Raw genomic sequence first — 16086 nt, 5'->3', positions numbered from 1 at the left:
ATAATAACCATTAAACCTTTGAACTTTAATACATGGAAGTCAACCACCATAATAGAAGTGTTCAAGATTTACATCAAGAAATAGCACAACTAAGAGAGCAAAATAAGAAACTTCTTTTATTTCATTCTTCAAAACAAGAAATTCAGAGATCTTACGATGAATTATTGTTAAAGTTGAATGCGGAAAGCGAAACCTACACCCATACCATTTTGGATAATATGGGCGATTCTGTTTTTGTAAAAGATGTAAAAAGCAGATTGCTTTTGGTCAACAATGCATTTTGTGAAATGTTCGGAATGTCTAGAAAGGATATTATAGGAAAAACACTAGCGGAAGATGTTGCAGAACAAGAAAAAGAAGCTTTTCTTAAAATAGATAGTGAGGTTTTGAAAAGCGGAATTGAAAACATCAATGAAGAAACCCTAACGATAAATGGTGGAGAGCAGCGGGTTATTTCTACCAGGAAATCTAGATTCATTGATGCATCTGGAGAAAAATATATTATAGGTGCTATTCGGGATATTACCGTGAATAAAAATGCAGAAAAAGCATTATTAAGAAGTGAAAGTGAATTAAGAGAATTAAATATTACTAAGGATAAGCTTTTTTCAATTATCGGGCACGATTTAAGGAGTCCGTTTAATAATATTCTTACATTATCAAATCTCATGGAAGATGCGATTGAAGAGGGAGAAGTTTCGTTGCTAGCAGAGTATGTAGGGTTAATCAAAACCACATCTACATCAACACTAAGTTTGCTTGAGAATTTATTGACTTGGTCTAAGTCACAAAAAGACAAAGCTAATTTGCAAAAGGATAAATTGAATATTAAGGACTTACTTGAAGAGGTACAAGAATTTATTCAACATATGGCAACAACTAAAAACATCATAATAAAAGAACCATTTTTAGATACTGTTGAAGTTTTTTCGGATGAAAAAATGCTTAAAACTATTTTAAGGAACCTATTATCCAATGCCGTAAAGTTTACAAAATCTGGGGGGAGTATTCATGTTTCTGTTACAAAGAATGAAAGTGTCTTAGAATTTAAAGTTTCTGATACGGGCATAGGAATGTGTGAAAAAACAACCAAAAAACTATTTGATGCCGAGACCAATAAATCATGTCGCGGTACCGCAAATGAAATGGGTTCTGGATTTGGATTGGTTCTGTGTAAAGAATTTGTGGAAAAATTAGGAGGTAAAATTTGGGTAGAAAGTGAAATGGGTAAGGGAAGCGATTTTAAATTTTCTTTACCATTATTGGTTTGATTTATCTCTGATGAAAGAGGGCTTTATTTCTGCTATTTATTATTTTTTCTGAGTTCATTTTGAATTAAAATTAAAAGTATCTTCGTTCTCATATACTTTAGGTACACTTTTTGTCGTTGTATCTTATAAACAAAGGTATTTCTTAATTGTTGGAGAACATTATGCAGAAGAAAAAAACCGCGTTATTGCTTAGTTTTATTGGAGCTTTGCATCTTTTAGGCGCTCAAGAATCAAAAATCTACACCCATGATCAAAAAGAGTATCAACAGGCGTTGACACTCTATAATAACGAACAATTTCAAGCTGCTCAGGCAATTTTTGAAAAGGTGAAGTATAGTACAAAAGATCCGGAAACCGAAGCTAATAGTACATATTACGTTGCAAATGCTGCGGTACGACTAAATCAATTAGGGGCTGATAAGTTAATGGAAGATTTTGTAGAAAAATATCCAACCTCTACAAAAAGAAATTCAGCCTATTCCGATGTGGCAGAATACTATTTTGAAACAGGAAAATATCCTTACGCTTTAAAGTGGTATAAAAGAGTTGATCAGAATTCCTTATCGCAAAGCGAAAAAGATAAATTTAACTTTAACTATGGTTATGCTTTATTTTCTTCCAAAAACCCAAAGGAGGCAGAAACCTATTTAAATAAAGTTTCTAATTCTCCGGTATATGGTTCTCAGGCTAAGTATTACTTGGGGTATATTGCCTACCAGCAAGATGATTATGCAGGAGCCAATCAGCGCTTTGATCAAATTACGGATCAAAAAGTCTTAGAAGAAAAATTATCCTACTATCAGGCAGATTTGAATTTCAAATTAGGAAAGTTTGAAGAAGCTATCGCATTGGCTAAACAGCAAATGCAAAGAGCAGACCGTCAAGAAAAGTCAGAATTGAGTAAAATTATAGGAGAGAGTTATTTCAATCTTAATCAATATGAAAATTCTGTTCCATATTTATTAGACTATCAAGGAAAAAGCGGAAAGTTTAGTAATACGGATTATTATTTCTTAGGATATAGCTATTATAAGCAAGGAGATTATACCAATGCTATTCAGCAATTTAATAAGATCATAGGAGGGGCAAATAGCGTTTCTCAAAATGCTTATTATCATTTAGCGGAATGTTACTTAAAGCTAGATAAGAAATCTGAAGCTTTAAATGCTTTTAGAAATGCCTCTCAAATGGAATTTGTTCCTGAAATACAAAAAGATGCTTTTTTAAACTATGCAAGATTAAGTTATGAAATAGGGAATGCTTATGAAAACGTTCCTAATGTCCTGACTAATTATTTAGAGAAGTATCCAAAAGATGAGCATACAGTAGAGATTCAAGAACTACTAGTAGATTCTTATATTACGTCTCGAAATTTTGCTGGAGCCATGGAGCTTTTAGAAAAAAATAAATCTTACGCTAGCAAAGCTACCTATCAAAAGGTTGCTTTTTATAGAGGGGTAGAGTTATTTACTACTACGGATTATGCAGGTGCAATTGTGGTATTCAAAAAATCATTAGATAACGCTGAAGATCCTAAATTTAAAGCGAGGGCTAGTTATTGGAAAGCGGAAGCAGAATATAACAGTAACTTATTTCGAGAAGCGTTGAACAGCTTTTCAGATTTTCAGAAAAATCCTCATGCTAAGTCTACACCAGATTATGCAGATTTTAATTATAGTTTAGGGTATACTAATTTCAAATTGAAAGAGTATACCAATGCAGCAGCAAATTTTGCGTCGTATGTGGGTACAAGCACAGAGGTAAATAAAAAGCATGATGCTTATTTGAGATTAGGAGATAGTTATTTTGCTTCTAGTAAATATTGGCCAGCAATTGAAGCGTACAACCAAGCACTAGAAGGTGAAGGAAGTGAGAAAGATTATGCGGCTTTTCAAAAAGCATTGAGTTATGGTTTTATAGATAGAGTGCCTACTAAAATGGAAGAATTAAATGCTTTTATAGGTAGGTATCCTAAGTCTACGTTGAAAGATGATGTTCTTTTTGAGTTGGGTAATTCTTATGTGAGAGCAAATAAAGAAGAAGAAGGTCTTAAAGTGTATGACAAATTAGTCAGTGAATATAAAGGCAGTTCACTAGTGCCACAAGCTATTGTACGCCAAGGATTGGTATATTATAATTCTAACAGAAGTGAACAGGCATTGACAAAGTTTAAAACTGTAGTGCGTGATTATCCTAACACGCAAGAAGCTGTACAAGCGGTAACGACCGCAAAGCTTATTTATGTAGATTTAGGAAGAGTAAGTGAGTATGCTCAATGGGTACGAGGATTAGATTTCGTAGATGTTACAGATGCTGAACTAGACAATGCAACATTTCAATCTGCAGATCAAAAATATATAGAAGGTAATACAGATCAGGCATTAAAGGGGTATCAAGCTTATCTAAAAGAATTTCCTAAAGGTTTACATACTTTAAAAGCTAGCTTTAATCTAGCGCAGTTATATTTTAGCCAGGGCGATAAAGATAAAGCGCTAGGACATTATAAAAATGTAGTAGATAGAGGAGCAACAGAGTTTGGAGAGCAATCTTTAACAAGGGTCTGTGAAATTTATATTGGCAAGGGTAATTATACAGCTGCATTACCATATCTAGAAAAATTAGAGGCAACAGCTAATATTCAACAGAACATCACCTTTGCACAGTCTAATTTAATGAAGGGATATTTTGCACAAAAAGAATACGCGAAAACAATTTCTTATGCGGAAAAAGTATTGGCATCTTCTAAAATAGACGACCGTATAAAAAGTGATGCACATACAATGATAGCTCGTTCTGCTATTAGAACAAACAATGAGGAGAGAGCAAAGCAAGCATACGCTCAAGTATTGACCATTGCTACAGGAGAATTGGCAGCAGAAGCCTTGTATTATGATGCGTATTTTAAAAATAAGGCAAATGATTTTGAAGCCTCTAACGTTTCTGTTCAAAAATTAGCGAAAGATTATTCGGCCTATAAAGAATGGGGCGGAAAGGGATTAATAATTATGGCTAAGAATTTTGATGCCTTAGGAGATGCATACCAGGCAACATATATTTTAGATAGTGTAGTGGCTAACTTTTCCCAGTATCCAGAAGTAGTTGCCGAAGCAAAGTCGGAAGCCTTCCGTATCAAATCTAAAGAAGCAAAAAGCAATTCCTCTGTAAATCCAGAAAACTAATTATCAAGTTGCAAAAGAGACACCATATGCACAAGTTCATAAAAATAAGTACACTTCTTTTTTTAGGCGTTTTTCAATCTATAACGGCTCAAGAGAAAGATAAGGATAGTATAGGAACAGAAACAGTAACGGTTGTAAAAGCTTACAAGCCTACCGTTTCCGATGCCTTTAAAATTAAATCTGTTCCGCAGATTAATGATTCTATTGTTTTAAAGAAAAAGCCCATAGTTTACAGTATAAATTCTGTTCCTGTGGCGTCCACATTTACTCCGGCAAAAGGTAAGGCGGCAACAGTAGATAAGGTTCCACCTCCAATTTTGTATAATTCATATGCATCACTTGGATTTGGTACTTATGATAATGTCTTAGCAGATTTCTACACGAGTAGAACAATCAGTAGAGATGAGCGTTTAGATATTGGATTAACACATCATTCTTCTAGAGGAGACCTAGATAGTATTGCTTTGAAAAATGCATTTTATGATACCAAATTGATAGCGGCATATTCTAAAGGTGATTCAGACTTAAATTGGGGGGCTAACCTAGGCTTACAGCATCAATTATATAATTGGTATGGAGTACCGGTTGGTGCTTATAGTGATGAAATAGTAAATGGTATAGATGCTAAGCAGAATTATTTCAATGCAGAAATTTCTGGATATGTAAACATGGATAATGCGTATTTAGAAAGAGGAGAAGCACTTATTCGTCGCTTTTGGGATGCTACAAAATCAGGGGAGAATAGAGCTATGCTAAAAGGTGTTGCTCAATTTCCGATAGGCGATGAAAACATCCGGATTAAAGGAAAGTTAGATTACTTGGGCGGCGTGTTTAAGAATGCTAGCTTAAACAGTACGGTAAATACACCAGAAATTAATTATAGCTTATTTCAAGTAGGAGTAGGGCCAAGTATAGAAATTCTTAGAGATGACTTAACCTTGAATTTAGGGGTGAATCTTGTCTTTGGATTAGATTCTGAAAATAGCGATAGTAATTTTTACATCTATCCAGATATCACTGCTAGTTACCGTGTTCTTGATGAAACGGTTATTGCCTATGGAGGTATCCAAGGAGAATTAATTCAGAACTCCTATTATGATTATGTAGAAAGCAACCCATTCGTATCTCCTACACTAACAGTGCAACCAACAGATCAAAAATATAACGCTTACGCAGGGATCAAAGGTCAGTTATTGCCAAGTTTAAGCTATAACTTAAAAGCTTCTTATAAGACAGAAAATAAGAAACCCCTATATAAGTGGAATCCAGAAAATACATTTCGTGATGACGAAAAAGGGTATTATTACAACAATTCTTTTGATGTATTTTATGACGACGTAAAAACATTAGGCATTTTTGCTGAGCTGAATGTGGATATAAAAAGAAATTTTTCTTTGGGTTTAAATGCTGAAGCTTATACCTATTCGACAGAAACAGATAATCCAGCATGGAATTTACCTAAGGTAACAAGTTCTGTATTTCTAGATTATCAAATAGATAAACAATGGTATATGGGAGCGACCTTGTTTTATGTGGGCGAGCGCCAGGATTTACAGGCATCTGTGGTACAAAATGCAAACCCAGTAGATTTTCCATCCACGATAGTTACCCTAAATAGTTATTGGGATACCAATGCACACGTAGGATACAGGTTTAATGAGCAGTTATCAGTGTTTGTAAAAGCAAATAATATAGCAAATTCGAACTATATGAGATGGGCAAATTACCCAGTTCAAGGCTTTCAGCTTTTAGCAGGTGCTACCTATAAGTTTGATTTTTAAATAATTATAATTATATTCGTAGGAAATAGTAAATGTATCCTACAAAAATTTGTAGCTGAAAACATATTTTTTAGCACAATTTAAAAAGTCATTTGTAGAATTCTACGAGTGACTTTTTTTATTTGACAGATATTTTTTTATTCATAAATATTTTAGAAATGAAAACGTTCCCCCCAATCATGTTTTTGTTTTTTATGCTATGTACTTTAGTGGTAAAAAGCCAGAACTTAGTAAAAAATCCAAGTTTTGAATCTAATTATAAATGTCCAGAAAAATTTGGTTCCTTAGATATTGATGCTAAAAATTGGCATAAGCCCACATTAGGGACTACAGATTACTTCAATACCTGTAGTAAAGAATTACCAGTAACTGATAATTTTATTGGCTCTCAATTGCCCTTTGATGGAAATGCATATGCTGGAATGTATTTATATGCTCCTAATGATTACCGAGAATATATTACGGCAGAATTAGAAACCCCTTTGGAGAAAGACAAACTGTATAAGGTTTCTTTTATGGTGAGCTTAGCAGATGATGTAGAGTTTGCTATCAAAGAGTTCGATGTGCTATTATCTCCATCGGTTTTTGAATTGAATACCTCAAAACATTTAGATATTAGGTACTTTTCGCGGTCAGCTCAGGTTAATTTTAAGCGCATGCAATCTCATGAGTATTTAGATAATACAGATTCATGGGTAGAGATATCTGCCAACATTATGGCTAAAGGAGATGAGCAGTTTCTAACTATCGGAAATTTTAGTAATAATAAAGATACATTTACACAAGTAGTTAAGAAAACTTCACGTAAATCTGCGTATTATTTTATAGATATGGTATCTGTTGAGATGATACCTAGTTATACGCCTAATCAGTTATATGTTATAGAAGAATTGCTTTTTGATTTTGACGAAACTAGTATAGAAATAGCGTACAATAAGCAGTTGTCAGATTTAGTAATTTATTTAAAAAGTAATCCTAAATTAAACGTTTACTTGTATGGTCATACAGACGCTATGGGATCTGTAGCCTATAATGATGAGTTATCTGAAAAAAGAGCTGCAACTGTAGCTAAATTTTTAGAAAAATCTGGATTAAGTAAGAATAGGATTTCCTGGAAAGGTTTTGGTTTTAAAAAACCCGTAGTAAGTAATGAAAAAGAAGATGTTCGGTTTAAAAATAGGAGAGTAGAATTTCTACTGGCAGAACCACAAAGTACCTATGCTAAGAATCTGTATGAAGACGGTCAGTAATTTTAATATTTCTTTGTTAAAATCTACAAGATAATATACTTAACTTTCACGACTAATCTAATGTGTAATATACCTTATTTAGTTGCTGTCTGAACGTATGAATCCAAAAACCAAAAGAAAAAAACAAGCTAAAGTATTGCGAATATTTAGAAAAATTCACCGGTTATTGGGGGCTTTTTTATTCTTTTTTTTCTTCTTTATTTCGGTTTCGGGGCTCTTACTAGGTTGGAAAAAAAATAGTGCAGGCGTTCTTCTTGCCGAAACCCAAATAGGGTCTAGCTCAGAATTTTCTGAATGGTTGCCATTAGGTGTGCTTTACGAAAAAGCAGCCAGAGTAATTAAAGATTCTGTCGCGGAAAATAGACCATTAGCCTTAGATCGTGTAGATATCCGAAAAGATAAAGGGGTGATTAAGTTTATCTATGAAGACTATTACGGTTTACAATTAGACGGCGCTACAGGACAGTTACTAGAATTTGGCAAACGCCAATCAGATTTTGTAGAGAACATACATGACGGTTCTGTCTTAGATATTTATTTTAACACTTCAGGAAGTCCTATTAAAATACTGTATACAACAGTGATGAGCATTGCTTTATTGTTTTTTACCATCACGGGTTTTTGGCTTTGGTATGGTCCAAAACGCATGCGTAAATCCGCTTAACTTTTTTTATGTTCCATACGTAAGATTGATGTAATATCAATTGTTTTTTAGTCTACATTTACCTCCTAAATTTTTAACCTTAATGTCTATAATTAAGAAAGTTAGAGCGGTAGATAATCTGTACGCTGGTCTGGATAAAGAAATTGCTTCTTTTCAGGAGAAAACTTCCTTGCATTGCAAGGCTGGTTGTGGTAAATGTTGTACGCATGCCGAAGTAGATGCGTCTCCATTAGAATTTCTTCCTTGGGCATATCATTTATTTGTTAATGGCTTGGCAGGGGAAACTTTAGATACTTTAAAGGCAGGTTCAAGTGCAGTATGCCATATATACCAACCACTTTCGTTAGTAGATAAAAACAATGGTAATGGTAAATGTAGTGACTATATCTACAGAGGTCTTATCTGTAGGTTATTTGGCTATGGTGCTAATCGTGATAAATTTGGTGAAATGCGTTTGGCAACTTGTAAAATAATTAAAGAAGAGCAGGCTCAGAATTTTGATGAAGCAAGAATAAGCATGCAAAAAGGCTTGTATGTTCCGGTTTTTACGGATTACTATATGAAACTTTCTCAAATAGACTTTATTCTAGGCAACCAAATAGTTCCTATAAACAGAGCTTTAATCTTAGCGATAGAGGAGGTATTACAATACTACGCCTACCGCCCATTTCCTAGAGGATTTAAAGATTGTGCTTAATTCTTTAAATCTATTTCTTTTAAATTTTGAATTCTATTACGTTCTAAGAAAGCATCAATACTTTCAAAATGTTCGATAACACGTTTGTCTTTAAATTCAAATACTTTCTGAGAAAGTCCTTGTAAAAAGTCACGGTCATGAGATACTAGAATTAATGTACCATCAAAATCTAATAAAGCTTCTTTAAGAACATCCTTAGATTTCAAATCTAAGTGGTTCGTAGGCTCATCCAGAATTAACAAGTTCACGGGTTCTAATAATAATTTAACCATTGCTAATCTTGTTTTTTCTCCTCCAGAGAGTACGCTTACTTTCTTTTCAACATCTTCTCCTCCAAACATGAACCTTCCTAAGATGTTTTTCATTTGTGTTCGGATGTCTCCTTTAGCAACTTCATCTACCGTTTGAAAAACGGTTAGGTTTTGATCTAATAATGATGCTTGGTTCTGAGCAAAATACCCCACTTTTACATTGTGTCCTAATTGGCACTCTCCTTCAAAATCTATTTCACCCATAATCGCTTTGATCATGGTAGATTTACCTTCACCGTTTCTTCCTACAAAAGAAACTTTTTCTCCACGAGAAATACTCATGTTAGCATCTTTAAACACTACATGTTCTCCGTAAGTTTTGGTCAATGCATTTACGGTAACAGGGTAATCACCAGAACGCTGTGCAGGAGGAAACCTTAAGCGTAATGAAGCATTGTCTATTTCATCAATTTCGATAATTTCTAATTTTTCCAACATGCGCTCTCTAGAAGTAACTTGGTTGGTTTTAGAATACGTGCCTTTAAAACGGTCAATAAATGCTTGGTTGTCTGCAATAAATTTTTGTTGCTCTTGGAACGCTTTTATTTGATGGCTTCTGCGGTCTTCTCGCAATTGTAGGTAGTGAGAGTAGTTTGCTTTATAATCGTAAATGCGCCCCATAGTTACCTCAATGGTTCTATTGGTGATGTTATCAATAAAAGTTTTATCGTGAGATATAACCACAACGGCTTTTGCCTTATTTAAAAGAAAATCTTCTAACCATATGACAGATTCTATGTCTACATGGTTGGTAGGCTCATCTAATAAAATAAGATCTGGCTTTTGTAATAATATTTTAGTCAACTCAATACGCATACGCCAACCACCACTAAATTCGCTCGTTTGACGGTGAAAATCTTCACGTTTAAACCCAAGTCCGGCTAAAGCTTTTTCAACCTCTGCTTCATAGTTAATTTCTTCTAAGGCGTAATATTTTTCACCTAAATCAGATACTTTCTGAATGAGTTTCATGTATTCGTCAGACTCGTAATCTGTTCTAGTTTCTAGCGCAGTATTTAATTCAGCCATTTCTTTTTGCATGGTGAATACTTGAGCGAAAGCCTTAGATGCTTCCTCAAAAACAGTACAATTATCTTCTGTCAATAAATGTTGTGGTAAATAAGCAATGACGGCTTCTTTAGGGTAGCGTATATTGCCACGTGTTGCTTTTTGTACTCCGGCAATAATTTTCATCATGGTAGATTTTCCAGCACCATTTTTTCCCATTAAAGCAATTTTATCCGTTTCATTAATTACAAATGAAACGTCACTAAAAAGGGTGTCGCCACTAAACTCTACTGCAATATTATCTACCGAAATCATACATTATATTTTGAAGCTGCAAAACTAGTTAAAAGCTAGATAATTGCAGCTACCTTTTTTGTAAGCGCTAGCGTTATTTTTCTTCTAGTTTTAATATGGATGTGGTATACGCTCTAATTTGCAGGCATAAATCGCCATTTGCTATAAGAGATTCCCCGTAACTGGGGAATATTTCTTTGAGCTTATTTTGCCATGCTGCTGTTTTCATTTGAATAGGGAAGCATTCGTCTAATACGTTTAACATAATGGAAACTGCTGTTGATGCTCCAGGGGAAGCCCCTAGTAGAGCGGCTAGTGTTTTGTCTGTGCTACTTACAATTTCGGTTCCAAATTTTAATACCCCACCTTCTTTTTTATCTTTTTTGATAATTTGCACCCGTTGCCCCGCAGTAATTAATTCCCAATCTTCAATTTTAGCTTCAGGATAATATTTTAATAAAGCTTCAAAACGCTCTTCTGGAGACTGTACCACTTGCTCAATAAGGTATTTTGTTAAGGAGATGTTTTTTAGTCCAGCAGATAATAAAGGAAATATATTGTGGGCATCTATAGATAGTGGGAGATCAAAATAAGATCCGTTTTTTAAAAATTTTGTCGAGAAGCCGGCATAAGGGCCAAATAATAAAGAACGCTCGCCATTTAGCATTCGCGTATCTAAATGTGGCACAGACATAGGAGGGGAACCTTCTTCGGCTTTGCCATAAACTTTAGCTTCGTGTAATTTTGCAACCTCAGGATTATTGCATTTTAGAAACTGACCGCTGACAGGAAAACCACCAAAACCTTCACCTTCGGGAATTCCAGATTTCTCTAGAAGTTTTAGCGCACCCCCACCAGCACCAATAAATACAAAGTTGGTGTTAATTGTTTTCTCTTGATCTGCATGTAAATCAGTTACTTCAATAGTCCAAGAACCATCTTTTTTTTGTTCAATATCTTCTACTTGATGGCCTAAATGAATGGTAACGCCATCACATGTTTCTAAATAAGAAATCATTTTACGGGTAATAGCTCCAAAATTAACATCCGTACCTATAGGCATTCTGGTAGCTGCAATTTTTTCATCGGCAGTTCTTCCCTTCATCATCAAAGGTATCCATTGCTTAATTTCTTCAAAATCGGTACTGAATTTCATCGCCTTGAAAATATCATACTTTGTCAAGGCTTCGTGCCTTTTTTTTAGGAATTTTATATTTGCATCACCCCAAACAAAACTCATATGATCAATATCATTGATAAATGGAGTATCTGCTTGTATCCGATTGTTTTTTACGAGATATGCCCAAAACTGTTTAGACATTTCAAACTGTTCACTTATTTTTAATGCTTTAGAAATATCAATATCCCCAGCATCATTTTCGGGGGTGTAATTTAATTCACAAAAAGCAGAATGTCCTGTTCCTGCATTATTCCAGGCATCTGAACTTTCTGCCCCTACTGCATCTAGCCTTTCATAGATGCTGATAATTGCATCAGGGATAAGTTGTTTCAATAGTACGCCTAATGTGGCGCTCATGATTCCGGCTCCAATTAAGGTAAAGTTATTTTTTGTGTTCATAGGTAGTGTTTATTGCATTTAAAGTTAAGAAATGGAAAGCAACTTTTAATAGTAACAGTAGAATCATTCTTATAGTATGGGCTATTCGCTTTCTTTTTGGTTAAACAAAAGCGCTTATTTTTATAGAAAATTGTATTTTCAGGCTCAGAATAAATAACCTAATGCGCGCTGTCATGAAAAACCTTTGTATTACTTTTTTTGCACTACTAATTGTGAGTTGTACTCCGTCTAAAGAACAAGTAGATTTAATTGTTTTAAATGGAAACGTTTATACCGTTGATGACTCTTTTTCTAAGACAGAAGCATTCGCTATAAAAGAAGGGAAATTTATTTTCATTGGGACTAATAAAGAAGTGCAGGAATTATACGAAGCAAAAAACATAGTTGACGCGGGAGGAAAAACTGTTGTTCCTGGATTGATAGATGCACATTGTCACTTTTACAGGTTAGGAGAAAACCAACAAGCGGTAGACTTAGTGGGGACATCAAGCTTTTCTGAAGTGTTAGAGCGTGTTCAAGCGTTTCAAACAGAAAATAAAAAGGAGTTTATCTATGGTCGTGGCTGGGATCAGAATGATTGGGAGGTAAAAGAGTTTCCAACAAAAAAGGAGGTAGATGAATTGTATCCTGATACTCCAATTGCTATAGAACGTATTGATGGACATGCATATTTGGTAAACCAGAAAGCTTTGGATTTGGCGGGTATAACAAATGAAACAGTTGCTGTAGGAGGCGAGATAGTTAAAATTAATGGCGCATTAACAGGAGTGCTTGTAGACGGTCCAATGGGCTTAATTGATGCAATTATTCCCAAACCTTCGAAAAAAACCATGATTGCTGCATTGAAAGATGCAGAACGTATTGCTTTTGAAAACGGACTTACCACTGTGAATGATGCCGGCTTGCCTAGAGAAGTTATTGAGTTAATTGATAGCCTTCAGCAATCAGGCGATTTAAAAATTCGTTTATATGCGATGATTGCCAACTATCCGGAGAATTTAGATTATTATTTAACTAAAGGGATTTTAAAAACAGACCGATTAAATGTTAGATCTGTAAAAGTATATGGCGATGGCGCTTTAGGGTCTAGAGGTGCGGTAATGAAAACACCTTATTCAGATAAAGAGCATCATTTTGGAGCAATGGTTACTCCAGTAGATGAGATAGAAAGCTTGGCGCATAGAATAGCTGCTACTGAATTTCAAATGAATACGCATGCTATTGGTGATTCTGCCAATATTGTGGTGTTAAGAGCTTACAAAAAAGCCCTGAAAGGTAAGGAAGACCGGCGTTGGAAAGTAGAACATGCGCAGATATTAAGTACACCAGACTTTGATTATTTTGAAGATGGAATTATCCCTTCGGTACAGCCCACGCACGCAACAAGTGATATGTATTGGGCAGAAGATAGAATAGGGGCAGACCGCATGCCTGGGGCTTATGCCTTCAAAACGCTTTTAGATAAAGCAGGTATGGTAGCGCTAGGTACCGACTTTCCTGTGGAGCAAGTTAGTCCGTTTTATACCTTCTATGCCGCGGTGGCTCGTAAAGATTTGAAAGGGTATCCTGAAGAAGGTTTTCAAATGAATGATGCTCTGACAAGAGAAGAGGCATTAAAAGGAATGACCATCTGGGCTGCTTACAGTAATTTTGAAGAAGACGAGAAAGGAAGCATTGAAGTGGGGAAAATGGCAGATTTTGTTATCCTAGATAAAGATATTATGACGGTTCCTGAAGAGGAGACGCCGAACATTAAGCCAGAACAAGTTTTTATTTCAGGAGAGAAAATGAACTAAGTGTTTTTGTTGTTAAACAATTGGGCATACTTTGTGCTGTTCCTGTAGATATCTTCAGATAAACCCTTAAGCCAGGTGAGTTGGTTGGTGACCAAATGCGCTTCTTGTAATTGTAAGCGCATCTCTAAATCTATCTTGTGCTGACCTTCTTTTATTTGTTGGTCTCTTTGGTTGGATAGTGTCGTAAATGAACTTTTTAAGGCCTCTTCTGCGGTTTCAATTTTTTTATGCTTCTTAATTACAGCTGTTTTATTTTCAGATAAGAGGGTTTCTGCATTTTCCAATTGGTTTTCTATATGGGAAATAAAAGCGTCAAAATTTTCACTAGACGCCGTAGTGGTATGATTTTGAATAAAACTACCCATAGAGGCTAATGCCGATAAGAAGGTATTGTTTAATGAGACAAATTCATAAATAAGTTGCATCTCTTTTTGTTTAGATTTGGGGTCTTGAGTCATGCGTTGAAAAGCAGCATTTAAATTGCTAATAGCTAAGAATGCTTCCTTACGAGCTACTTTGTAATCTAAGTTTTTAATTTCTTTCGTGTGGTAAATTTTGCTGACAGCGGCCAAATAAGCTTTATTTTTCTGAATGGAATTTATAATCACGGGACTCAAATTCATAAACTCCCACGAAGGCCATAGGGTGTAATTAGCAATCACAGCAAGTAAGGCTCCAATAAAAGTATCAAGCACGCGAAATTTAACCACCACTAGGCTATTAGGTTCTAACAGTGCATATACAAATATCACATTTATAGTAATAAATGCAGCGGCAGAGCGATAACTTTGCTGTATCAAGGAAAACGCAATAACTAAAGATACGGCAGCTAGAACCATATATACCACAGTATTACTAGTTATAAAGATAATGGCTAGCGCAAATAGAGCGCCTATGATAGTTCCTATAATTCTATTGATGGCTCTTTCTTTGGTCAAGCCATAGCTTGGCCTCATTAAAACAATTAAAGTAAGCACTATCCAGTACGGATTTTTTATTCCGATGAGCGTACCAAAAGTAAAACCAAAAACAATGGTGATAGTTAGCCTAAGTGCATGGCGGAATATGGGCGACTTAAACGTGAAATGTTGCGCAATAATTTGAAGACTATATTCCTGTGTGGTTATAAATTGAGTAGCTTCTTTATCTTTAAATGATATTTTATCTTTGGTAACATTGTTCATTACCCTTCTTATGGCACGTATTTTTGTTACTTGCTGTTGTTGGTAATCTTGAAGGTTTCTAAGGGTAATGATTCCTTCTCGGCCAGCAGGGAGTTCTACTGACGCAATGTAGTTTTGAATGGTTTTTTCAATTACGGCAAGTCCGTCTAAAAGTTCGTTCTTATTTTGAACTTTTTTCTTATTCATTAAAATTTTTGACAATACCTGCAGGTGATTGCCCATGGTGGTATTCAGCGTTTTAAATTCTTTCAGAACAGAACGGTCTTTAAAAATGACATCTATTTTAGAATAATCTAAGGTATTGGCTAAGGCTAGTTCTAAAATATCAATCAATGAAATAAAAATTAAAACTCTTTTTTCATCAAAATGAGATCTTCCTATTTGTTTTCTTTCGCTTAAAAGAAGTTCTCTTAAAATTTCGTGCTTCTCATTAAGCTCTGTTTGTAGTTTTAAAGTTTTTATTAATAGCTGATCTCTTTTTTCTTTTTCTATTAATAATTTACCCCTAACTTTTAGATAGCTGCCGGTTATGCGTAAAGTTTCTGAAAGTAATTGATCTTCATCTTTTTTAGGTGCTATCCAATGAGATAGGCATAATACTAATAGAAACCAGAGTCCGCCGATACCAATAAGGCCCACATAGGCCCAGATACCAATAGTGGTATTTCTACTCACGAGACTCAAGACAATGGCTAGTAAGCCGCAAAAAGCAATCAAAGACCCGCGAAAACCATACGCCGAGATTAAGGAAATAAAAAAAGATAAGATGGCTATGGTAAGGAGTAAAACTGCAAAATTCTGCTTGGCGTATGATACAATTAATGTTACAGCCATAGTGAGCACAATACTAATAAGTGTACTATAGATTTTTCGTCTTAAAGTACCGGGAATATTACCAGGAATATTGAGAAATACGCCTATAGCTATAGGAATGGCATAAGAAATATGGCCAAAAAAGTTGAAAATGATTAGAGGTGTTATTACGGCCACCGTCTGCAGCACTCCTTTGTAAAAATTGGAACTTTTAAGAAATAATAGAATGTCTTTTAGAAATTCCTTAACCATACATCAA

Annotated in this window: 10 protein-coding genes; 7 read left to right on the top strand and 3 right to left on the bottom strand. The window is 34.9% G+C overall.

Going from position 1 to position 16086, the window contains the following annotated elements; translation table 11 throughout:
- Window positions 1–32 precede the first annotated feature (32 nt).
- The 6 genes from M666_RS00495 to M666_RS00470 all read left to right on the top strand — a co-directional run bounded on the left by M666_RS00495 (window position 33) and on the right by M666_RS00470 (window position 8842).
- Window positions 33–1271, top strand: a complete 1239-nt coding sequence (locus tag M666_RS00495) for a PAS domain-containing sensor histidine kinase (RefSeq protein ID WP_029445410.1) — start codon at window positions 33–35, stop codon at window positions 1269–1271.
- 161 nt (window positions 1272–1432) lie between these two features.
- The gene (locus M666_RS00490) at window positions 1433–4450 is read left to right on the top strand and encodes a tetratricopeptide repeat protein (RefSeq protein WP_029445411.1); all 3018 of its coding nucleotides are present in this window, start codon (window positions 1433–1435) and stop codon (window positions 4448–4450) included.
- Between the two features lie 26 nt (window positions 4451–4476).
- Window positions 4477–6231: a TonB-dependent receptor gene (locus M666_RS00485; RefSeq protein ID WP_029445412.1), complete on the top strand. Its 1755-nt coding sequence runs from the start codon at window positions 4477–4479 to the stop codon at window positions 6229–6231.
- A gap of 158 nt (window positions 6232–6389) precedes the next feature.
- Window positions 6390–7481, top strand: coding sequence for an OmpA family protein (locus tag M666_RS19855; protein ID WP_151198008.1), 1092 nt, complete (start codon window positions 6390–6392; stop codon window positions 7479–7481).
- A 97-nt stretch (window positions 7482–7578) separates the two neighbouring features.
- On the top strand, window positions 7579–8145 hold the full coding sequence (locus tag M666_RS00475) for a PepSY domain-containing protein (RefSeq protein WP_029445414.1): 567 nt from the start codon (window positions 7579–7581) through the stop codon (window positions 8143–8145).
- 82 nt (window positions 8146–8227) lie between these two features.
- The gene (locus tag M666_RS00470; protein ID WP_025614095.1) at window positions 8228–8842 is read left to right on the top strand and encodes a Fe-S-cluster oxidoreductase; all 615 of its coding nucleotides are present in this window, start codon (window positions 8228–8230) and stop codon (window positions 8840–8842) included.
- Here M666_RS00470 and M666_RS00465 read toward each other — a convergent pair.
- Both M666_RS00465 and mqo read right to left on the bottom strand, forming a co-directional pair.
- A complete protein-coding gene (locus M666_RS00465) occupies window positions 8839–10476 on the bottom strand; it encodes an ABC-F family ATP-binding cassette domain-containing protein (protein ID WP_029445415.1) in 1638 nt (545 codons plus the stop codon). The genes M666_RS00470 and M666_RS00465 overlap by 4 nt on opposite strands.
- Window positions 10477–10549: 73 nt before the next feature.
- On the bottom strand, window positions 10550–12034 hold the full coding sequence (gene mqo, locus M666_RS00460) for a malate dehydrogenase (quinone) (protein ID WP_029445416.1): 1485 nt from the start codon (window positions 12032–12034) through the stop codon (window positions 10550–10552).
- Between the two features lie 173 nt (window positions 12035–12207).
- Between mqo and M666_RS00455 the strand changes: the two genes are divergently transcribed.
- Window positions 12208–13830 carry an amidohydrolase gene (locus M666_RS00455; protein ID WP_029445417.1) on the top strand — a complete coding sequence of 541 codons (1623 nt, stop codon included), beginning with the start codon at window positions 12208–12210 and terminating at the stop codon, window positions 13828–13830.
- Here M666_RS00455 and M666_RS00450 read toward each other — a convergent pair.
- Complete coding sequence (locus M666_RS00450) at window positions 13827–16079, bottom strand: FUSC family protein (RefSeq protein WP_029445418.1); 2253 nt, start codon at window positions 16077–16079, stop codon at window positions 13827–13829. The two genes, M666_RS00455 and M666_RS00450, sit on opposite strands and share 4 nt — an antisense overlap.
- Between the last annotated feature and the right edge of the window lie 7 nt (window positions 16080–16086).

It is taken from the genome of Cellulophaga baltica 18, assembly GCF_000468615.2.
Taxonomy (GTDB): Bacteria; Bacteroidota; Bacteroidia; order Flavobacteriales; family Flavobacteriaceae; genus Cellulophaga; species Cellulophaga baltica.
This window is presented reverse-complemented; position numbering and strand designations above follow the sequence as displayed.